Annotated in this window: 17 protein-coding genes and 1 pseudogene; 13 read left to right on the plus strand and 5 right to left on the minus strand. The window is 69.3% G+C overall.

Going from position 1 to position 20,890, the window contains the following annotated elements:
• Positions 1-243: 243 nt before the first annotated feature.
• The 4 genes from AAFF41_RS05395 (at position 244) to AAFF41_RS05410 (ending at position 2,868) form a co-directional block, all read left to right on the plus strand.
• A complete protein-coding gene (locus AAFF41_RS05395; protein WP_054229271.1) occupies positions 244-1,065 on the plus strand; it encodes a helix-turn-helix domain-containing protein in 822 nt (273 codons plus the stop codon).
• A 3-nt stretch (positions 1,066-1,068) separates the two neighbouring features.
• The gene (locus tag AAFF41_RS05400) at positions 1,069-1,314 is read left to right on the plus strand and encodes a DUF397 domain-containing protein (RefSeq protein ID WP_054229261.1); all 246 of its coding nucleotides are present in this window, start codon (positions 1,069-1,071) and stop codon (positions 1,312-1,314) included.
• Between the two features lie 213 nt (positions 1,315-1,527).
• A complete protein-coding gene (locus tag AAFF41_RS05405) occupies positions 1,528-2,004 on the plus strand; it encodes a hypothetical protein (RefSeq protein ID WP_343323577.1) in 477 nt (158 codons plus the stop codon).
• 54 nt (positions 2,005-2,058) lie between these two features.
• The gene (locus AAFF41_RS05410) at positions 2,059-2,868 is read left to right on the plus strand and encodes an SAM-dependent methyltransferase (protein ID WP_097282833.1); all 810 of its coding nucleotides are present in this window, start codon (positions 2,059-2,061) and stop codon (positions 2,866-2,868) included.
• Here AAFF41_RS05410 and AAFF41_RS05415 read toward each other — a convergent pair whose 3' ends face one another.
• Complete coding sequence (locus tag AAFF41_RS05415) at positions 2,869-4,266, minus strand: FAD-binding oxidoreductase (protein WP_343323578.1); 1,398 nt, start codon at positions 4,264-4,266, stop codon at positions 2,869-2,871.
• Positions 4,267-4,402: 136 nt separating this feature from the next.
• Positions 4,403-4,918, minus strand: a complete 516-nt coding sequence (locus AAFF41_RS05420; RefSeq protein WP_343323579.1) for a pep a2 — start codon at positions 4,916-4,918, stop codon at positions 4,403-4,405.
• A 304-nt stretch (positions 4,919-5,222) separates the two neighbouring features.
• Between AAFF41_RS05420 and AAFF41_RS05425 the strand changes: the two genes are divergently transcribed.
• The 5 genes from AAFF41_RS05425 to glgB all read left to right on the plus strand — a co-directional run bounded on the left by AAFF41_RS05425 (position 5,223) and on the right by glgB (position 13,136).
• Complete coding sequence (locus AAFF41_RS05425) at positions 5,223-5,534, plus strand: DUF5133 domain-containing protein (protein ID WP_319754795.1); 312 nt, start codon at positions 5,223-5,225, stop codon at positions 5,532-5,534.
• Between the two features lie 77 nt (positions 5,535-5,611).
• Positions 5,612-7,615 (plus strand): alpha-1,4-glucan--maltose-1-phosphate maltosyltransferase, encoded by a 2,004-nt coding sequence (locus AAFF41_RS05430; RefSeq protein ID WP_319754796.1) that lies wholly within the window; start codon positions 5,612-5,614, stop codon positions 7,613-7,615.
• A complete protein-coding gene (treS, locus tag AAFF41_RS05435; RefSeq protein WP_343323580.1) occupies positions 7,612-9,351 on the plus strand; it encodes a maltose alpha-D-glucosyltransferase in 1,740 nt (579 codons plus the stop codon). The genes AAFF41_RS05430 and treS overlap by 4 nt, the downstream gene beginning before the upstream one ends.
• A 66-nt stretch (positions 9,352-9,417) precedes the next feature.
• The gene (locus tag AAFF41_RS05440) at positions 9,418-10,899 is read left to right on the plus strand and encodes a maltokinase N-terminal cap-like domain-containing protein (RefSeq protein WP_343323581.1); all 1,482 of its coding nucleotides are present in this window, start codon (positions 9,418-9,420) and stop codon (positions 10,897-10,899) included.
• Positions 10,900-10,958: 59 nt separating this feature from the next.
• Positions 10,959-13,136, plus strand: a complete 2,178-nt coding sequence (gene glgB / locus AAFF41_RS05445; protein ID WP_343323582.1) for a 1,4-alpha-glucan branching enzyme — start codon at positions 10,959-10,961, stop codon at positions 13,134-13,136.
• A gap of 52 nt (positions 13,137-13,188) precedes the next feature.
• Here the strand turns inward: glgB and AAFF41_RS05450 are convergent, their stop codons facing one another.
• A complete protein-coding gene (locus AAFF41_RS05450) occupies positions 13,189-14,553 on the minus strand; it encodes a M1 family metallopeptidase (protein ID WP_343323583.1) in 1,365 nt (454 codons plus the stop codon).
• Between the two features lie 124 nt (positions 14,554-14,677).
• Positions 14,678-14,956: pseudogene (locus AAFF41_RS05455) on the minus strand (ABC transporter permease); the annotation flags it as partial.
• 283 nt (positions 14,957-15,239) lie between these two features.
• On the opposite strand from AAFF41_RS05455, the gene AAFF41_RS05460 reads away from it, so the two are divergent.
• Positions 15,240-15,392, plus strand: a complete 153-nt coding sequence (locus AAFF41_RS05460) for a hypothetical protein (RefSeq protein ID WP_319752750.1) — start codon at positions 15,240-15,242, stop codon at positions 15,390-15,392.
• 10 nt (positions 15,393-15,402) lie between these two features.
• Here the strand turns inward: AAFF41_RS05460 and AAFF41_RS05465 are convergent, their stop codons facing one another.
• Positions 15,403-15,531, minus strand: a complete 129-nt coding sequence (locus AAFF41_RS05465) for a hypothetical protein (RefSeq protein ID WP_257040128.1) — start codon at positions 15,529-15,531, stop codon at positions 15,403-15,405.
• A 596-nt stretch (positions 15,532-16,127) separates the two neighbouring features.
• On the opposite strand from AAFF41_RS05465, the gene AAFF41_RS05470 reads away from it, so the two are divergent.
• The 3 genes from AAFF41_RS05470 to AAFF41_RS05480 all read left to right on the plus strand — a co-directional run bounded on the left by AAFF41_RS05470 (position 16,128) and on the right by AAFF41_RS05480 (position 20,785).
• Positions 16,128-19,328, plus strand: coding sequence for a Tn3 family transposase (locus AAFF41_RS05470; RefSeq protein ID WP_343323584.1), 3,201 nt, complete (start codon positions 16,128-16,130; stop codon positions 19,326-19,328).
• Between the two features lie 139 nt (positions 19,329-19,467).
• Positions 19,468-20,190 carry a hypothetical protein gene (locus tag AAFF41_RS05475; RefSeq protein WP_319752752.1) on the plus strand — a complete coding sequence of 241 codons (723 nt, stop codon included), beginning with the start codon at positions 19,468-19,470 and terminating at the stop codon, positions 20,188-20,190.
• On the plus strand, positions 20,177-20,785 hold the full coding sequence (locus AAFF41_RS05480; RefSeq protein ID WP_343323585.1) for a Fic family protein: 609 nt from the start codon (positions 20,177-20,179) through the stop codon (positions 20,783-20,785). The genes AAFF41_RS05475 and AAFF41_RS05480 overlap by 14 nt, the downstream gene beginning before the upstream one ends.
• Positions 20,786-20,890: the final 105 nt, after the last annotated feature.

A 20,890-nucleotide genomic window follows, 5' to 3' on the forward strand; every position in this document is an offset into this window, starting at 1 on the left:
AATTCCGTTGCGACACAGCACAGTTGAACGTATGCCGCCAGGGACTGTGCGACCGGTCGCCCGATCACTATGGTCGCCGACAGGCTCAACACGCAACCGGCGTTCTGATAATTTCAGAACGATCCGCATCACCCTGTCTCTGTCAACGACCGCGTGGCACACTGCACGCTGTGATACAGCCGTACCGGGAGGTAGGACGTGAGTGACAACCGCTCGGGCGGCAGCGCACCCACGGTCCTGCGGATGGTTCTCGGCAAGCGGCTGAGGCAGCTGAGGGAACAGGCGGGAGTGTCGTTCGAGGAGGCGGCACGGGCGATCGAGGTCACTCCACTGACGGTCCGCCGGATCGAGAAGGCCGAGGTCGGCCTCCGGATCCCCTATGTGAAGGAGTTGCTGCGCACCTACGGGGTGCCGGCGACGGAGATCGACGACTTCCTCGCGCTGGCCCGGGAGGCCAACCAGCCGGGCTGGTGGTACAAGTACCGCGACGTGCTGCCCGAGTGGTTCAGCGCCTACGTGAGCCTGGAGAGCGAAGCCAGCGTCATCCGTCTCTACGAACCCCACTACGTCCCGGGCCTGTTGCAGACGAACGACTACGCCACCGCGCTCATGCGCGTGGGCTTCCCCAACGAGTCGAAGGAGGACGTCGCCCGTCGAGTCGCCCTGCGGACCAGGCGGCAGGACCTGCTCGCCAAGCCGGACGCGCCCGCCATATGGGCCATCCTCGACGAGACGGTGCTGCGCCGGCCTGTGGGCGGGGCCGAGGTGATGCGGGCTCAGATCGACCGGCTGCACGAGGTCCTGGACATGCCGAAGGTCCGGATCCAGGTCATGCGCTTCGGGGTGGGGGCACACCCCGGCGCCTTCGGCCCGTTCCACCACTTCCGCTTCGGCTTCTCCGAGCTGCCCGACGTCATCTACACGGAAAGCCTCGCCGGCGCGGTCTATGTCGACCGGCCCGGCGACGTCGTCACCTATCTCGAAGTACTGGACCGGATGTCCGTGCAGGCGGAACCGGTCGCTCGGACCAGGGCCATCCTGGCTGAATTGCGTAAGGAGTTGTGATCCATGGGATCCAAGGGCCCCATCTACAGTGGCATGCCGGCCGTCGACCTGGGCACCGAGGGCTGGGAGAAGCCCTGGAGCGGTACGAACGGCGGGAGTTGTGTCGAGGCCAAGCGGCTGCCCGACGGCAGTGTGGCCTTCCGCCAGTCCACGGACCCGGACGGGCCCGCGCTGGTGTACACCCGGGACGAGATGATCTCGTTCCTCGAAGGCGCGAAGTCCGGCCAGGCCGACTTCCTCGTCGCCTGAGGCGCCGGCAGACCGCCTGAGGCCGGGAGAGCCGTCCGCCCCTCGGGCAACCACCGGAGCCGCACCGTCACCACGCCCGCACCACCACTACGCCCGCACAACCGGACAACCCGCACGCCCCCTCCCGCCGTGCGGGTCGTCCGTTCACACTGAGGGAATCGGTCGTCCCGGAGGGAGCGGTATGCGCGCCGGTCCTTGTCGCGAGGAGCGGGGATGATCCTCGGCCAGGCCCTCGCCCAGTGCCGGACCCTGGTCGTCGACGGTCCGGACGGCATCGGCAGAGGCGCCCTGATCGCCGAGCTGGCCCGGCACGGTTTCCTGGTCCGGCTCTGCCGCGGGCCCCTCCATCACGTGGACCCCACCCAGCCGTACCGCGAACTCCTCGCCGCGTCCGGCCGGTTGGCCGTCGACGGCAGTCTCGTCCACGAGCTGGTCTACGGACCGCTGCGCCGCGGACGCTCCCGGGTGACCTGGATCCAGGCCCTCGACTTCGCCGAAGCAGTGGCGGAACGCGACGGAGCCCTCGTCCATGTGACCGGGGAGACGGACGACACGGAGGCGGTCGACGCGTACGAGCGGGCGCTGCACACCCTCGCCCAGCATGTTCCCGTGGTGACCCTGGAGGCCAAAGACCTCGGCCACCCCATCCGCGGCCCTGCCTGCCCGGAGCATCAACTCGAGCTGCGCTAGAGGCAGTTGACGGTAGGTTAGCGACAGACCGCGTGACGGAGGCAGGAGACATCCATGGCAGACGGCCGACCCAACCCCGACCAAGAGGCGTTGTCCAAGATCGACACCACGGTGCCGCACTCGGCCCGCATCTGGAACTACTGGATGGGCGGGAAGGACAACTACGAGGTCGACCGGATCGCGGGCGACGCCTACCGCGAGGTCGCGCCGAACATCGAGACGATGGCCCGGGCCTCGCGCGAGTACCTGATCCGGACCGTGACCTTCGTCGCCGGTGAGCTCGGCATCCGCCAGTTCCTGGACATCGGCACCGGTCTGCCCTCGTACGACAACACCCACCAGGTCGCCCAGCGGGTGGCGCCCGAGTCGCGCATCGTCTACGTGGACAACGACCCCCTGGTGCTGCGTCACGCCCAGGCGCTGCTGACCAGCACTCCCGAGGGCGTCACCAACTACATCGACGCGGATCTGCACGAGCCCGAGAAGATCGTCGAGGCGGCGAGCCGGATCCTGGACTTCGACCGGCCCGTCGCCCTGATGCTCATGGGCATCCTCGGTCACATCCAGGACTACGAGGAGGCCAAGTCGATCGTCCGCACCCTCCAGGCCGCCCTGCCCTCCGGCAGCTACTTCGTCCACTACGACAGCACCGACACCGACGCCGCGCTCAAGCAGGCCCAGCAGGGTTACGACGACACGGGCGCCGTCCCCTACGTGCTGCGCAGCCCGGAGCAGATCACCGCGTACTACGAGGGCCTGGAGCTGATCGAACCCGGCATCGTCTCCTGCCCCCTGTGGCGCCCCGAGCCCGGCACCGCACCGGAGCCCACGGACGTGCACGGCGGGGTGGCGCTCAAGCCGTGATCAGGTGCGCGGCGCCGGGTGGATGTTCAGGTTGAGGCGGAACAGGTTGTCCGGGTCGCGGTCGGCCTTGATTCGGGCCAGGCGGGCGTAGTTGTCGCGGTAGCTGGCCCGTACGCGCTCCTGGCCCTCGTCCATCATCATGTTCACGTAGGCCCCGCCCGCGGAGTACGGGTGCAGGGCGTCGGAGTAGTCGACGCTCCACCGCTTGACGCGCTCGGCGCCGGCCGGATCGGAGTCCACGCCCGCGTAGACGGTCGCCCAGCGCGCGTTCCGGTAGCTCCAGGCGGTGTCCGCCGGTGCGATGTCGTGGACGGCGCCGTCGATCGGGTACAGGTGCATCGTCGATTTCCAGGTCGGCGGTTCGGTGCCGTATCCGAGGTGTGACGCGACCGCCTCGTCGGGGATCTCGTCGACGAAGTCCGCGCGCCAGTACCACTGGTCGCCGGGCGGGTAGATCCCGTCGAACGCGGACTGGAGCGCGGGGTACGGCATCGGCGCGGCTCCGTGCAGCAGCGGCTCGGGCACGGCGTCGAGGAGAGGTGCCATCTCCGCGGCCGCCGCCTCGGTGTCGTCCCCGACGCGACACCAGACGACCCCGCAGACCTTGCGCAGATGGATCTCCTCGGGGAACGGCGGGCCGGGCGGCACGGAGCCGAACAGGAAGAAGGCGTTCAGTTCGCGGGGGGCGTCCGGGAGGAAGTCTCGATAGGTGGTGAGGACTTCGGCGCCGACTTCGGCGGGCCAGAAGGTGGGGCCGGCGACGACGGTGCTCACCTCACGCAGCCGGAACAGGAACGAGGTGACGACTCCGAAGTTGCCGCCGCCCCCGCGGATCGCCCAGTACAGGTCGGTGTTCTCCGTGTCGCTCGCGCGCACGCGCTCGCCGCTCGCCAGGACGAGGTCGGCCGCCAGGAGATTGTCGACGGTCAGCCCGTACTTGCGGGAGAGATGCCCGATGCCGCCGCCCAGGGTGAGGCCGGCGACTCCCGTCGTGGAGATGATGCCGGCGGGTGTGGCCAGACCGTACTCGTGGGTGGCACGGTCGACCTCGCCCCACACACAGCCGCCTCCGACCCGTACCGTACGGGCCCCCGGATCGACCTCGATGTCCTTGAGCGGTGAGAGGTCGAGGACCACGCCGTCGTCGCAGACCCCCAGGCCCGCGCCGTGGTGGCCGCCGCCCCGCACGGCGAGCGGGAGGCCGTGGTCGCGGGCGAAGCCGATGACGTGGGAGACGTCCTCGGCGCTGGTGCACCTCGCCACCAGGGCGGGCCGCCGGTCGATCATCGCGTTGTAGACGGTGCGTGCCTCGTCGTACCCGGAGTCGCCGGGACCGATCAACTGCCCCTTGAATGCCGTCAGTTCCTGGCGCGCTGCCGCTGCCGTCGTGATGGACATACGTCTCCCCCGCCTGGGGGCCGGTTTCAGGGCACCCGTGTCCGGGGCCTTGGCTCCAGTCTCTCTCCGATGGATCCGACGCGCCTGTTCTGCGCAACCGCTGGGGCGGGTGGTCCCCGCCCCTCGGTCGCCGTGATCACGTCACGGCGATCACGGCCTCCGTGCCATGACGGGACACCGCGAGCGCCGGTTCCGGCAACGCCTCCTGACGCGGCGTCCGGCGCGCCTCGCGCAGGCTGGGCATGGGCGTGGTCGGGACCAGCGGAGCATGCTCGGCGGCGCGGGCCCGCCAGGAGAACCAGATGATCTTGCCACCGGCGCCGGTGGCGCAGCAGCCCCAGCCGTCGCTGAGTGCGGCGATCTGCGCCAGACAGCCCTGGGGCTCGTTGTGCGGGCGCAGATCCTGGTCGTTGTCGGAGACCGCGGTGATGAGGTGGGAACCGTTCCACCACATCTCGATGGTGGTGTTCTTGTCCGTCGCGTGCCGGTCGATCGTGTGCAGCAACGCTTCCGCACAGTGACAGACGGAATCGACGAGCGTATCCAGGTTCCAGTACCGGAGATGGGCCCCCAATATGCGCTTGACCTGGCCAACCCGCTCCGGGCTGACCTCCACGTCGAGGTGGTAGTAGCAGGGCACTGCAGGTTTCATCTTCGTTGGCTCCTCACGGCGAAGCTCTCGCCTCTCCTCGCCCTTCTCGGACCGAGCCCCGATCACGAAGCGTGAGCACTGATCGCTTTTGAGTCATTCCCAGAGTGCGAGCACTACTCCGTTCGTGCAACACGAGAGCCCGACCCCATGTGATTGAAGAGCCAACAAGACGCTGAGTGTCCGTGCGGGCACCATGAGTGAGGGCACCGCCCTCCGTAATGGGCCGGTGCCCTTCCGTGCACGGCCCTCCGGCATCAGCCGGGTGTCCCGTGCGCAGTCGCGAGAGTGGAAAGGTGACCGGCCCATGCTGCTTCCTGCCAAAGCCGAGGTCGCCAGGCATCTGGAGCAATACCGGGCCTGGGAACGCCTGTTGCTCGTGGCCCCCGCCGACCACACGGTGCGGGGCAACTTCGAGAACGCGGGGTACACCCTGTGCGTGCTGATGGGAAAGCGCTGCGCGCGGGAGGCGGTGGACGCCGCCGAGCACTATCTGCGGGACGAGGCACCGGCTGCCGCGCTGTCGTCGATGACGGTGGCGCACGGCGCGCGGGGCTCTCAGCTCTCCCAGGAGCCTCCGGGGCGGGGAGCGGGTCGAGCGGTCGGCAGGCGTCGCTGAGGCGGACCGTGGTGTCGGGAATTTTCGGTGCAGCTCTGAACCGAGGGGGCAGGGCGCGAGGACGGCGGAGGCGAAACATGGAGGCACATCCGGCCCATGGCCGTGACCCGATCGGCCGTATCCCGATCGTGGACGTCCAGCCGGTCGTCGAGCACGGCCGGCGCCCCGCGAAGGCGGTCGTCGGGGAGACCTTCGAGGTCACCGCCACCCTCTTCGGCGAGGGCCGGGATGTGCTCGGCGCCGAAGTCGTCCTGTGCGACCAGAGCGGCCGGCCCGGCCCGCGCGCCCCGATGCGTGAACTCGCCCCGGGCACCGACCGCTGGGGCGCCGAGGTCACACCGGAATCCGTGGGCCACTGGACCTGTCTGGTGGAGGCCTGGAGCGATCCCGTGGCCACCTGGCGCCACACCGCCGCGATCAAGGTCCCGGCCGGGATCGACGCCGGTCTGGTCCTGGAGGAGGGCGCCGCGCTGTACGAGCGGGCCGCGGACGCGGTACCGGACCCGGCCGGCCAAGCGGTCGTACGCGCCGCGGCGCACGCCCTGCGCGACGACTCCTGGCGGCCGACGGCCCGTCTCGCCGCCGCCCTGGCCCCGGAAGCGGTCGCCGTTCTCACCGCACACCCCCTGCGCGAACGGGTCTCCCGCTCGCTGCCGATGCCTCTGCTCGTGGAACGGAAGCGGGCGTTGTACGGCGCCTGGTACGAGTTCTTTCCGCGTTCGGAGAGCGGACAGCTCGATCCGCCGGTGCACGGCACGTTCCGCAGCGCCGCCGAACGCCTGCCCGCCATCGCCGGGATGGGCTTCGACGTCGTGTACCTCCCGCCCATCCACCCCATCGGCACCACCTTCCGCAAGGGCCCCAACAACAGCCTGTCGGCGAGCCGTCGGGATGTCGGCGTGCCCTGGGCGATCGGTTCTCCCGAGGGCGGCCACGACGCGATCCACCCGGATCTCGGCACGATCGACGACTTCGACGCGTTCGTGCGCCGGGCCACGGAACTGCGGCTCGAGGTCGCCCTCGACTTCGCGCTCCAGTGCTCGCCGGACCATCCGTGGGTGCAGAAGCATCCCGAGTGGTTCCACCACCGGGCGGACGGGTCGATCGCGTACGCGGAGAATCCGCCGAAGAAGTACCAGGACATCTATCCGATCGCCTTCGACCAGGACATGCCGGGGCTGATCCAGGAGACGCTGCGGGTGCTGCGGCACTGGATGGACCACGGTGTGCGGATCTTCCGCGTCGACAACCCGCACACCAAGCCGGTCGTCTTCTGGGAGCGGGTCATCGCGGACATCAACCGCACCGACCCGGACGTGATCTTCCTGGCCGAGGCGTTCACCCGGCCCGCGATCATGCACACGCTCGCGGCGGTCGGCTTCCAGCAGTCGTACACCTATTTCACCTGGCGCAACACCAAGCAGGAGCTGACCGACTACCTCACCGAACTGTCGGGCGCAACGGCCGCCTTCATGCGGCCCAACCTCTTCGTGAACACCCCCGACATCCTGCCCGGCCATCTCCAGCGGGGCGGCCGGCCCGCCTTCGAGGTACGCGCCGTGCTCGCCGCCACCCTCTCGCCCTCGTGGGGGGTCTACGCCGGGTACGAGCTGTGCGAGAACGCTCCGGTCGGGCCCGCAAGCGAGGAGTACCGGAACTCCGAGAAGTACGAACTGCGTCCCCGTGACTGGGAGTCCGCCGCGCGCGAGGGCCGCACGATCGCACCGCTGATCACGGAGCTGAACCGGATCAGACGGCGCCACAAGGCTCTGCACGCGCTACGGAACCTGCACTTCCACCAGACCGACAACGAGGCCCTGATCGCCTACAGCAAGCGCTCGGGCGACGACACGGTCGTGGTGGTGGCCAACCTCGACCCCCACCACACCCAGGAGGCGACGGTCTCGTTGGACATGCCGCGACTCGGCCTGGACTGGCACGAGTCCGTGCCCGTGCACGACGAGCTCACCGGCGAGACCTACCGCTGGGGCAGGGCCAACTTCGTGCGACTGGGGCCGGGCGGTGCGCATGTCCTCGCCGTCGACACCTCACCGCGGATCGGAGGGTCACCCACCACATGATCGTCAACGAGCCCGTCCCGGACACTTTCGAGGACACCCCGGCCAGGGACCGCGACCCCGACTGGTTCAAACGCGCCGTCTTCTACGAGGTCCTGGTCCGCTCCTTCCAGGACAGCAACGGCGACGGCATCGGCGACCTCAAGGGCCTCACCGCGAAACTCGACTACCTGCAATGGCTGGGCATCGACTGCCTGTGGCTGCCCCCGTTCTTCAAATCACCCCTCAGGGACGGCGGCTACGACGTCTCCGACTACACCGCCGTCCTGCCCGAGTTCGGTGACCTCGCCGACTTCGTCGAGTTCGTCGACGCCGCCCACCAGCGCGGCATGCGCGTCATCATCGACTTCGTCATGAACCACACCAGCGACCAGCACCCGTGGTTCCAGGAGTCCCGCACCAACCCCGACGGACCCTACGGCGACTACTACGTCTGGGCCGACGACGACAAACAGTACGAGGACGCCCGGATCATCTTCGTCGACACCGAGGCCTCCAACTGGACCTTCGACCCGGTCCGCAAGCAGTACTTCTGGCACCGCTTCTTCTCCCACCAGCCCGACCTCAACTACGAGAACCCCGCCGTCCAGGAAGAGATCCTCGCGGCCCTCCGCTTCTGGCTGGACCTCGGAATCGACGGGTTCCGCCTCGACGCGGTGCCGTACCTCTACCAGGTCGAAGGAACCGACTGCGAAAACCTCCCCGCCACGCACACGTTCCTGAAAAGGGTGCGCAAGGAGATCGACTCCCAGTACCCGGACACGGTGTTGCTGGCGGAGGCGAACCAGTGGCCCGAGGACGTCGTCGACTACTTCGGCGACTTCCCCTCCGGCGGCGACGAGTGCCACATGGCGTTCCACTTCCCCGTCATGCCGCGGATCTTCATGGCGGTACGCAGGGAATCCCGGTACCCGGTCTCGGAAATCCTGTCGAAGACCCCGGCGATCCCGTCCGGCTGCCAGTGGGGCATCTTCCTGCGCAACCACGACGAGCTCACCCTCGAAATGGTCACCGACGAGGAACGCGACTACATGTACGCGGAGTACGCCAAGGACCCGCGGATGCGCGCCAACATCGGCATCCGGCGCCGGCTCGCCCCGCTGCTCGACAACGACCGCAACCAGATCGAGCTGTTCACCGCCCTGCTGCTGTCCCTGCCCGGCTCGCCGATCCTCTACTACGGCGACGAGATCGGGATGGGCGACAACATCTGGCTCGGCGACCGCGACGCGGTACGCACCCCGATGCAGTGGACACCCGACCGCAACGCGGGCTTCTCCTCCTCGGATCCCGGCCGGCTGTTCCTGCCCACGATCATGGACCCCGTCTACGGCTACCAGGTGACGAACGTCGAGGCCTCCATGTCCTCGCCCTCGTCCCTGCTGCACTGGACCCGCCGCATGATCGAGATCCGCAAGCAGAACCAGGCCTTCGGCCTCGGCTCCTACACGGAACTCCAGTCCTCCAACCCCGCCGTCATCGCGTTCCTGCGCGAGGCCCCCTCCACCGAGGGCACAGAGGACGACCTCGTCCTGTGCGTGCACAACTTCTCCCGCTTCGCCCAGCCCACCGAACTGGACCTGCGGGCCTTCAACGGCCGCCACCCGGTCGAACTCATCGGCGGGGTGCGATTCCCGGCCATCGGAGAGCTGCCGTACTTGCTCACCCTCGCGGGCCACGGCTTCTACTGGTTCCGGCTGCGACGCGCGATCACCCCCGGCACCGCCAGGCGATCCTGACCGCACGTGATCACACGTGATCGTGTGCCCATCGAAGATCGCTTGCCTCTGAAAGGACGTGTCGCCATGCCGAAGACCGCGTTGCACCGTCCGGGCAGCCATGCCCCCGCCGCACTGCTCACCTCGCTCGCCGAACTGCTGCGGCAGTGGCTGCCGCGGCAGCGCTGGTTCGCGGGCAAGGGCCACCCCGTCACCGGCCTGAGCGTGGTGTCGTCGACCGAGCTGTACCCGGGCTGCCTGCATCTCCTGATACGCACCGAACATCTCGGCGGCTCCGAACCCGAAGGTCCCGGCACTCCCCCGCCCGACGACTGCTACCAGCTCCTGCTCGGCGCACGCGAGGTCCTCCCACCCCGGCTCGCCCCCGCCTTCATAGGCCGTCCGACCGCGGGACCCCTGGCCGACCTCAGCGTGTACGACGCCTTCCACGATCCCGACGCGGCGGGTCTGCTCCTGGAACGGCTGCGCACGCCCGGGGCTGCAGGACCCTTGCTCTTCGAGCGGGATCCCCAGGTGACGGTCCCCAGCGGTCTCGCCCCCCGGCTCCTCGACACCGAGCAGTCGAACTCCTCCCTCGTGTACGGGGACTCCTTCATCCTGAAGGTCTTCCGCCGCGTCCAGCCGGGCATCAACCCCGACCTGGAGGTGCCCTGGGCGCTGGCCCGGCAGGGCTGCACCCGCGTACCCGCCCCCGCGGCGTGGTTCGGCACCTCGCAGCCGCGGGAGGCGACACTCGGGGTGCTCCAGCCGTTCCTGCGCGACGCCTCCGACGGCTGGACCCTGGCACTCCAATCACTCACCTTGGGCGGGGAGTTCACCGAAGAGGCATACGAACTCGGCCGGGCCACCGCCGAGATACATGTGGCGCTGGCGGCGGCGTTCCCCGTACGAGCGCCCAGTCCGTTGCAGCACCGGCAACTCGCGGCCTCGATGAGTGAACGGCTCGACACCACGGCCCGCTCCGTGCCCGAACTCCGGCCGTACGCGGCGGGGCTGCGCTCGGCCTTCGACGCGCTCGCGGCGCTCGACGCGGCGATTCGGCCGGCGCAGCGGATTCACGGCGACCTCCACCTGGGGCAGGTGCTGCGGGCCGGACGACAGTGGTCCGTCATCGACTTCGAGGGCGAGCCGGCCCGTCCGCTCACCGAGCGCCGACGCCTCCAGTCCCCCGTACGCGATGTCGCGGGCATGCTGCGCTCCTTCGACTACGCCGCGCGCTCCCGCCGGCCGTGGCGCCCCGAGTGGGCGCAGCGCTGCCGGGAGGCCTTCTGCGCGGGGTACGCCGCCGCGGCCGCGTGGGACCCGCGCGAGGAGCCCGAACTGCTGCGCGCGTACGAGACCGACAGGGCCGTGTACGAGGTGCTGTACGAGGCGAGGCACCGGCCCGACTGGCTGCCGGTCCCGATGGCGGCGGTCGGTCGCCTCGCCGAAGGCGCGGGGGAACTGTGTGGCGAACACCCCACCGAGCGTCCTGCCCGACATCCAGCCGACCATCGCGTCGAGCATCACGCCGAACCCCCCGTCGAACGTCCTGCTGAACGCCTGTGACGACGACGCGGAGCCCAGGATCCATCCGCCCCACCGCTTTCCCCGAGGAGGCTGAAGCCGTGGCAGTTCCCACCACCGCCGTTGGCACCAGGCCGGTAGCCGCGCTGGACGCGACGGACCGCGCGCGCCTGTTGTCGGGCGCCCACCACGATCCGCACGCGCTGCTCGGCGCACACCCGGTACCGGGCGGTGTCGTGTTCCGCGTGCTACGACCGTACGCCGAGTCCGTCGCGGTGGTGGTGGACGGCCGCCGCACGGAGCTACGGGGGGTCGGAGACGGTCTCTTCTCGGGCGTCCTGCCACTCGACACGATCCCCGAGTACGTGCTGTCCGTGACGTACGCGGGCCACGCGTTCGAGGTGCAGGACCCGTATCGCTTCCTGCCCGCGCTGGGCGAGGTCGATCTCCATCTGATCGGCGAGGGACGCCACGAGGAGCTGTGGCGGGCACTCGGGGCTCACCCCATGACCCACCAGGGCGTGACCGGCACCCGCTTCACGGTCTGGGCACCCAACGCCCAGGGGGTCAGGGTCTGCGGGGACTTCTGCCACTGGGACGGCACCGCCTACCCCATGCGGTCGCTCGGTTCCTCGGGCGTCTGGGAGCTGTTCATGCCCGGCATCGGCGAGGGAACGCCGTACAAGTTCGACATCACCCGGCCCGACGGCACGCACACGATGCGCGCCGACCCGATGGCCCGCCGCACCGAAGTGCCTCCGGCGACCGCCTCGATCGTCACGGAGTCGTCCCACGTGTGGAGGGACGAGGAGTGGATGGCGGGGCGGGGCGCCCGCCCCGTGCACGAGGCACCGCTGTCGGTGTACGAGGTCCACCTGCCCTCGTGGCGTCCGGGCCTGACCTACCGCCAACTGGCCGAGCAACTGCCCGCCTACGTCTCCGACCTGGGCTTCACCCATGTCGAGCTGATGCCGGTCGCCGAACACCCCTTCGGCGGCTCCTGGGGCTACCAGGTCACCGGCTTCTACGCCCCCACCGCACGGCTCGGCACCCCCGACGACTTCAAACACCTCGTCGACGCCCTGCACCGGGCCGGGATCGGCGTCCTCATGGACTGGGTACCGGCCCACTTCCCGCGCGACGCATGGGCCCTCGCCGAATTCGACGGACGCCCCCTCTACGAACACGCGGACCCCCAACGGGCCGCCCACCCCGACTGGGGCACCCTCGAATTCGACTACGGACGCCGCGAGGTACGCAACTTCCTCGTCGCCAACGCCGTGTACTGGTGCGAGGAGTTCCACATCGACGGCCTGCGCGTCGACGCCGTCGCCTCGATGCTCTACCTCGACTACTCGCGCGAACCGGGACAGTGGACCCCCAACGAACACGGCGGCCGGGAGAACCTCGACGCCGTCGCCTTCCTCCAGGAGATGAACGCCACCGTCTACCGCCGCGCACCCGGCGTCGTGACGATCGCCGAGGAGTCCACGGCCTGGGACGGCGTCACGCGGTCGACCTCGGACGGTGGACTGGGATTCGGGCTGAAATGGAACATGGGGTGGATGCACGACTCGCTCGAGTACATCGCCCATGACCCCGTGCACCGCAAGTACCACCACAACGAGATGACGTTCTCGATGGTGTACGCCTACAGCGAGAACTACGTCCTGCCCATCTCCCACGACGAGGTCGTCCACGGCAAACGCTCACTCGTGTCGAAGATGCCCGGCGACTGGTGGCAACAACGCGCCACCACCCGCGCCTACCTCGGCTTCATGTGGGCCCACCCCGGCAAACAACTCCTCTTCATGGGCCAGGAATTCGCCCAGGGCGCCGAATGGTCCGAAACCCACGGCCCCGACTGGTGGCTCCTGGACCCCGCCTACCCCGCCGAACCCGACCACCGCGGCGTACGCGACCTCGTCCGCGACCTCAACACCGTCTACCGCCACGAACCCGCCCTCTGGCAACGCGACACCGACCCCGCCGGCTTCACCTGGATCGCCGGCGACGCCGCCGACGACAACGTCCTCGCCTTCCTCCGCCACGACACCGACGGCACCCCCCTCCTCGCCGTCTCCCACTTCTCCCCCGTCGTCCGCCACGACTACCGCCTCGGCATCCCCGAAGACATCCCCGCCTGGCACGAAGTCCTCAACACCGACGCCGCCCGCTACGGCGGCAGCGACATCCACAACCCCCACCCCCGGGCCGACGACGGCGGCCTGCGCCTGACGCTCCCTCCCCTGGCCACCATCTGGCTCCGCCCCGCCTGACGCGTTCCCGCCCCCGCGCCAGAGGCGGCGGGGGCGGGGGCGAAGGAACCGGTCAGGGAGAGGTCGGCTTGCCCGCCGTGCCGATCCACGTGTGGAACAACGCGCCGAGGTCCTTCCCGGACAACCGCTCGGAGAGGCGAATGAACTGGGCGGTGGTGCCATGGCCGCCACGGTGCTCCGTGGCCCAGGTCCGCAGGATGCGGAAGAACACCCCGTCCCCCACAGCCGTACGCAGCTTCTGCAGAGCCATCGCACCCCGCGCGTACACGGGCGTGTCGAAGATGTGCGCCCCACTCCCGGGGTTCGCCGGCGGAAACGCCCACAGACCGCTGCCGGCAGGACTGGCGTACAGGGAGTCGAACGTCTGCTGCGCCGTCTTGCCACCGTGCTGCTCGGCGTACAGCCACTCGGCATACGTCGCGAAGCCCTCGTTGAGCCAGATGTCCTGCCACGCGGTGAGGCTGACGGAGTCCCCGAACCACTGGTGCGCGCTTTCGTGGACGAGGGTGCTCAGGTCGGGCGCGGAGTCGTACACGGGACGCGTCTGGGTCTCCAGCGCGTATCCGACCTGCGGAGCCCGGTCGACGATGGCTCCGGCGGCCCGGAAGGGGTAGGGCCCGAAGACACCGCTCTCCCACGCCAGCACGGACGGCAGCTTCTTCAGTACGGGCGCCGCGGCGGTCGCCTCACGGGGGTCGACGGCGTTGTAGACCTTGAGTCCGTCGCGGGTGGTGTACTGCTCGACCTTGAACTTCCCGACCGTCGCCGTGGCGAGGTAGGCCGCCATCGGCTCGGACTGCCGCCAGCGGAATGTCGTACGGCCGTGGCCGCTCGACTGTCCGCGGAGGATTCCGTTGGCCACGGCGGTGTGCCCCTCGGGGACGGTGATGGTGAAGTCGTAGGAGGCCTTGTCCCTGGGGTGGCTGTTGGCGGGGAACCACGTCATGGCGCCCTGCGGTTCGCCGGCCACGAACGCGCCGTCGTCGGTGGGGATCCACCCGTCCGAGGAACCGTCCGGGTCGGTGGCCGGCTTGGGCGTGCCCGAGTAGGTGACGGTGACTCGGAATTCCTGGTTCCGCCGGAGGGAGTGGCGGGGGGTGACCACCAGTTCCTGGCCGTCACGCCGGTAGGACGCCTTGGCGTGGTCGACGGTGACGCCGGTGACCTTCAGCCCTTTGAGGTCGAGGTCGAAGCGGGTCAGTCGCTGGGTGGCCCGAGCGGTGATGACCGCTTTGCCGTCGAGGTGGCGGCTCTGGGGGTCGTAACCGAGGGTCAGGTCGTAGTGCCGGACGTCGTAGCCGCCGTTGCCCGAGAGGGGGAAGTACGCGTCCCCCGCACCGGACGAGCCCACCGTGCCGGCCGCCGCCGGGCCCGCCGCGACGAGCAACGCCGCGACGGCGACGGGAACCGCGGCCACAACTGCCTCCCTTCGAAGGACAGTTGTGTGTCTGGTGGTCTGATGCGGACGTGGCGTCACGTTGGCTCCTCCGGTGCGACGGCAATCAGGTGATCAGGGGATCAAGTGATCAATGACGCACAGCCTATGAGCCCCGCGGGCCGGTGACCCTCATCATCTGGTCAAGTCGCGGCGGGGGGTCGGTGCACACGCACCGTCGTACTGGAGGGACCCGGCAGGAAGCTCGAGACCACGCCCCGTAGTCGAGGGCCAGGTGGGCGTGTGTGCCGAGCAGCAGGCCGCGCAACGCGTCCACCTGGTAGCTCAACGGGTTGACCGTGCTGATGGCCTGGAGCCAGCCGGGCATGACCGCGACCGGATAGAGGGCGTTGGAGCCGAAGAACAGCGGCATCGTGATGGCCTGGGTCAACACCGGTTCACAAGGTATTGGCTGTCGACTGACGTCCGGCTGCCGGGGCGGTCGATGCGCGCCCCAAACGCGTACTGGCCTGCATCGAAGGGCACTAAGGACGCGATCTTGAGCCTGTCCCCGGTGGGTACTTGAGACGCCTCGCGGATCGCCTCCGAGACAGGGTGAGCCCGAAGACCGGGTCCAGGTTTGTGTACGGCCACGTGGTCTTTGAGCCCCTTCCTCGTTGGGTGCGGATCCTCTCGGGGGACGGTTGAGCTGGGGTCTTGCGGGTGTGGTGGTAGGTGAAGTAGTCGCCGACGCCGAAGCCGTCCTCAAACTCCGCGCCGTCCAAGCCAACGGCGACCTCGACGACTACCTCACCTACCACCACACCCGCGAACACCAGCGCACCTACCCCGACCAGCACGACTACCAACTCGGCGCCTGATCAACGGCCTTCACTCGACGGGATCCGCACCCTCGGCCAGGTGCCGGCCGATCCGGTCGATCACTGCGGCGTGGTGGGTCAGGCCGTGGGTGTCGACTCCGCCGGTGATCTGCCGGCCGTCGTGCGTCATGCTGGTCATGTCCGTCCTTGCGTGTCCGATCCGAGGGCGGCACGCGCCGGTCGGGCGGGTGGACAAGACAGTGACGGGGCTTCTGAACCAAGCTCCTGACTTGTTGAATCGAGCCCAGGCGCTCGGTCTGCAGCCGTAGCGTCCAGGGTGTCGGTCGGCACGGGCCCGCAGTGCTCCTTGCTGCCCTCGGGCTGGCTCACTGATAGCGTGCCACCGCCGGCCGACACCCGCGCGGTGTGGCTCGACAGAGGCATGAAGGTGACACGGTGACTTCAAGTCAGGGTGCCCGCCGCACTCCCCTTCCTGTCTCATCGAGTGCGAGGGCACCAGCCTGTGATCCTGATCGGCATCGATCCCCACAAGTCGTCCCACACTGCCGTCGCCGTCGACGCTGCGGGCCATCAGGGGGTCCAGCCAAGGTGAGCCCAAAAGCCGCCAAGGGATGATCTTGAGGTTCTGAGGGCCGGTCCCGCAGCCCTATCACCACGCGCCCGGCTCCGTCTCCGGTTCTGCTGTTCCGGCCTTCTCACTGCGCCGTCCCCACGATGATCCCGCGCGGGCGTATGTGGTGCGCCGGGTAGGGCTGGGCGTCGGGTGGGGTGGGGATGACTTCAATCGAGCGGACCGCGTACCCGCGGTTCAAGCGGCTGATCACCGCGCGTGAGCTGCATGTGTTCTTCACGCCGTCCGAGGAGGAGCGGGCCTGGGCGGAGGAGGCTGCGGACTCCGACGAGCACCAGTTGGCGCTGCTGCTGGCGCTGAAGTCGTACCAGCGGATGGGCTGCTTCCCGAAGGCGCACGATGTGCCGGAGCAGGTGATGGAGTTCGTGCGCCGGGCGGCGGAGCTCCCGGAGGACACCCTGCCGGTGTACGCCTCCGGCCGCACCGCCGAGCGGCACCGCTCGTGGGTCCGGGAGCGGTGCGGGATGCGCTACAACGGCCAGGCGGCCCGCGCGCTGGCCGAGGAGACGATGCGGATCGAGGCGGCGTCGAAGAACAACCCGGCGGACCTGATCAACATCGCGCTGGAGAAGCTGGTGGAGGCCGGGCTGGAGATTCCCCGGTACTCCACGCTGGACACGATGGCCTCCACCGTGCGGGCCCGGGTGAACGAGGAGATCCTGGCGGGCATCCGGGAGCGGATGACCGAGGACGAGCGGGTGCGGCTGCTGGGCCTGGTCGATGTCGTCGGCCTGGACGGCAAGACGCTGTTCAACGCGCTCAAGCACAACCCGGGGCGGGCGACCTGGTCGAACTTCAAGCGTCTGAAGGGCCACCTGACGTGGGTGGACGGGCTCGGCGAGAGCGCCAAGTGGCTGGAGGGCGTGGCGTCGGGGAAGGTCGCGGACTTCGCCGGCGAGGCGCAGGCCCAGGACGCGGCGACGCTCAAGGACTACACGGCCCGCCGGCGGGTCGCGTTGATCGCCTGCCTGGCCGCGAAGGCCAGGATGCGGGCCCGCGACGACCTGACGACGATGTTCTGCAAGCGGATGGCGGGCAAGGCGAAGAAGGCCCGCGAGGAGCTGGAGGAGATCCGGCGCCGGCAGCAGGAGATCGTGGAGACGCTGGTCGCCAACTACCGCACGCTGCTGCAGCAGGTGGACGCCGGCGGGCCCGCGCAGACCGCGCGGGCTAAGGCCGCCGCGTTGACCAAGCAGGCGCTGGACGCGCTGGAGGGCCTGGACGAGGAGTCCAGCGCCGCCGAGGCCGTCCGCAAGCTGGAGGGCCGCGTCTCGCCCGCCCTGCTGGTGCTCGCCGAAGGGCTGATGGTCCAGGCGAACGGGCTCGCCTCGCTGGTGGCGTCGGTGGAAAGGCTCGGCGGGTTCGACGCCCAGTACGCGCAGATCGAGCAGGTCTCCGCGCACCACGGCGACAACTGGGAGGTGCTGCTGCACGGTCACCTCAAGGCGGACCGGCCGGTGATGTTCGACCTCACCGACGTGATCGAGCTGAAGGCCACCAGCGAGGACTCCTCCGTGCTGGACGCCCTCGCGCACGCCAAGGCCCACCGGGCGATGGTGCGCGACTTCATCCCCGACCGCGACGCGGACGGCCGGAAGGTGGACGTCTCCTTCGCCACGCAGAACTGGCAGAAGGCGATCCGCGACCGGCGCCGGCCCGGCCACTTCGTGCGCCGCCACTTCGAGGCGATGGTCTTCTGCTACCTCGCCGACGAGCTCCGCACCGGCGACGTGGCGGTGATCGGCTCGGAGGAGTACGCCGACTGGTCCGAGCGGCTGCTGCCCTGGGAGCAGGTGGAGGCGAAGCTGCCGGATTACCTGGTGGAGGTCGGCCTGAGCACTCCGGGCGAGGCGGCGCCGTTCGACGGCCGGGCCCTGGTTGCCCAGCTGCGCGGGCGGCTGTCCGCGGCGGCGGCCGCGGCGGACGGCGAGTATCCGGACAACGACGAGCTGTTCATCGACCCCGACACGGGGGCGCCCAAGCTCAAGGCCCGCCGGGCTTCGATGCCGCGCAAGAGCACGCAGGTGCTGGAGCAGGCCGTCAAGGAGCGGATGCCCGAGCGCACCCTGCTGGGCATCGTGGCCCGCACGGCGTACTGGATCGCGTGGTGGCACCGGTTCGGACCGGCGTCCGGCAACGACCCGAAACTGAGGGACCCGTTCGGCCGGTACGTGATCACGACGTTCGTGAAGGGCACGAACATGACCTTCGCCGAGGCCGCCCGGCACATCGCGGGCGTCTCCAGCCACGAACTGTCCGTTGCGGCCCGCCGGCACGTCACCACGGCGAAGCTGAACGAGGCGATCGGCGACGTGGTGGACCGGCACGCCCAGCTCGACCTGTCCCGGGCGTGGGGCAACGGCACCACCGCGGCGGCCGACGGCACCCACATGGACACCTACCTGGACAACCTGCTCGCCGAGACGTCGGTGCGCTACGGGGCGGTGGGCGGTATCGCGTACCACCACGTCTCGGACCTGTACATCGCGCTGTTCACGCACTTCGTGCCGTGCGGGGTGTGGGAGGCGGTCTACATCATCGAGGGCCTGCTGAAGAACACCTCCGAGGTCGGCCCGACCACCATCCACGCGGACACCCAGGGGCAGAGCTACCCGGTGTTCGCCATCGCCCACCTACTCGGCATCGACCTGATGCCCCGCATCCGCAACTGGAAGGACCTGCTGTTCTTCCGCCCCTCACGCACCGCCCAGTACGAGCACATCGACGCCCTGTTCGGCGAGCCGGGGCGCAACGTCATCGACTGGCGCCTGATCGAAAACCACTTCCGGGACCTGATGCGGGTGATCGTGTCGATCCGCGAGGGCGCCATCTCCTCCGTCCTGCTGCTGCGGCGCCTGCGCTCGGGCTCGCGGCGCAACGCCACCTACACGGCGTTCCGCGAGGTGGGCAAGGTGATCCGCACCGTCCAGCTGCTGCGCTACCTCTCGGACAGCCCGCTGCGGGCGAGGGTGACGGCGGCGACCAACAAGGTCGAGGCGTTCAACGGCTTCTCGGACTGGGTGCGCTTCGGCCAGAACGGCACGGTCGCGGCGAACGACCCGGTCGAGCAGGAGAAGGACGTGAAGTTCACGTCCCTGCTGGCCAACCTGGTGATCTTCCACAACACCCTGGACATCGCCGACGTGGTCCGCGAGCTGCAGGCCGAGGGGCGCCCGGTCGACCCGCTCGACCTCGCCCAGGTCTCCCCATACCTGACCGAGCACATCAAGCGGTTCGGCGAGTACTCCACCCACGAACTCGGCATCACCCCCGACGCCTACGACGCCCGCCTGGACGTCGACTTCAGCGTGCTCGGCGGCGACGACAAGGCAGCAGCGGCATGACGGACAAGCCGACACGGTCCGAAAACCGTTAGCGTTCCCAGGGGCATTGAGCCGAGACTGATCGGTCGATCACATCGGACAGGAAGAGTGGCCAGCCCTGACGTACAACCGTGACACCCTGCCCTTCCCCGACAACCGCGTGCCCCGCGTCACCTACGAGGGCATTCGGGACTGGGAAGAGTTCGACCCTGCCCGCCAATCGTTCGCCTGGGACGAGGACGAGGAGGAACGCCTCCGCTCGCTGGTCCGCGAGTGGGTGCCGCCCGTGCTCTCCGGTACGGCTGGTTGGTGGCAGGGAGAACGTTGGTGCGAGAGCCAGGTGGACGCGATCATCCGGGAGCGATACGGCACCTGGGCCTGGGGATGGAGCTGGTGCTATCGCTACGGCGGGCCCATCGGTAACTGGGTCAGCGGGCCGAGCTCGGTGACGACCCCCGACGAGACCGCAGAACGAGTCGTGGCCGCGCTGCTGGAGTGGCGGGAGTGGTTGGAGCGAACGGCCCAGCGCTTCGCCGAACTGGCGCCGTCGCCGGACGCCTCGCCCGAGGATCGCAGTTGGCACCTGGAGCGGGCCTGCGTCCGGCTCGTGACCTACACCCTGGACTCGGGCGCGGAGGGCGGCTGGTACGGGCAAGCATCGATCGTCTTGGGCTGGTTCCTCACCAGTACCGGCATGGATAGGGCCGAAGCCGCGCGAGCGGTGGAGCGTGCGATCGGTGGCCGGTTCAAGAGCTGGGTCTATCCGGAGCGGACGCTGATCGAATCGGTCGGCGAGGATCTCGCCGTCGGCCTCACCTGCCGCGCCCCGTACCGGGACCACCGCGAGTGGGAAGCGCTGGAGAAGCTCCATGACCGCTACTGACAGCCCCTCGGTCTGGCTGCGCGTGCGCCGCGAGGTCGACTGGCGGCATTCACCGGCTCTGCAACGGGTCCCGGCCGGCCGCGACGGGTTCCGGTCCTGGTGCGAGGGACCGGTGCGTCGGCGCGACCCGATTCGCGCTGAGCGTCTGCTCGCCGCGCACACCCTGGCCCGGGAGGATGCCGCACGCCAGACCCCGCTGAACTTCGCTCTGCTGGCCCGTTGGCAACGCGAAGTCCTCGCTGCAACAGGGGCACCGTTCCGCGTGAGCGACGCCTATGCGAAGGCCGGCCGCGAGCGCTACGGTCTGACCCCTCACACGCAGGCCGACTTCGATTCCTGCCTGAACGAGACGACCGCCCCGGACATCCCGCTGGCGGCCCGCGCGGCCCGCGCCTACCTCGACGTGGCGTTCTTCCACCCCTTCACCGATGGCAATGCCCGCGCCGCACTGTTGACCTTGGTCTATGTCCTGGCGCGGGAGGACATCGTCCTTCCTGAGGTCGGCCCCCTCCAGACCACCCGCTACGCGGATGACCCGGCCGGTGCCGCCGACCTTGCCACTCTCATCGGGGTGCTCAACCGCCGCCGACGCTGAAGCGTTCGGGCGAGGGCACCGACCTTCCGCCAGACTTCAACAAACCAACGTTTTTTGAAGATCGCCGGGCGGGCCCAAGGAAGGACCCCAGCGCCTTCAAAAACT

Source organism: Streptomyces mirabilis, assembly GCF_039503195.1.
GTDB lineage: Bacteria > Actinomycetota > Actinomycetes > Streptomycetales > Streptomycetaceae > Streptomyces > Streptomyces mirabilis_D.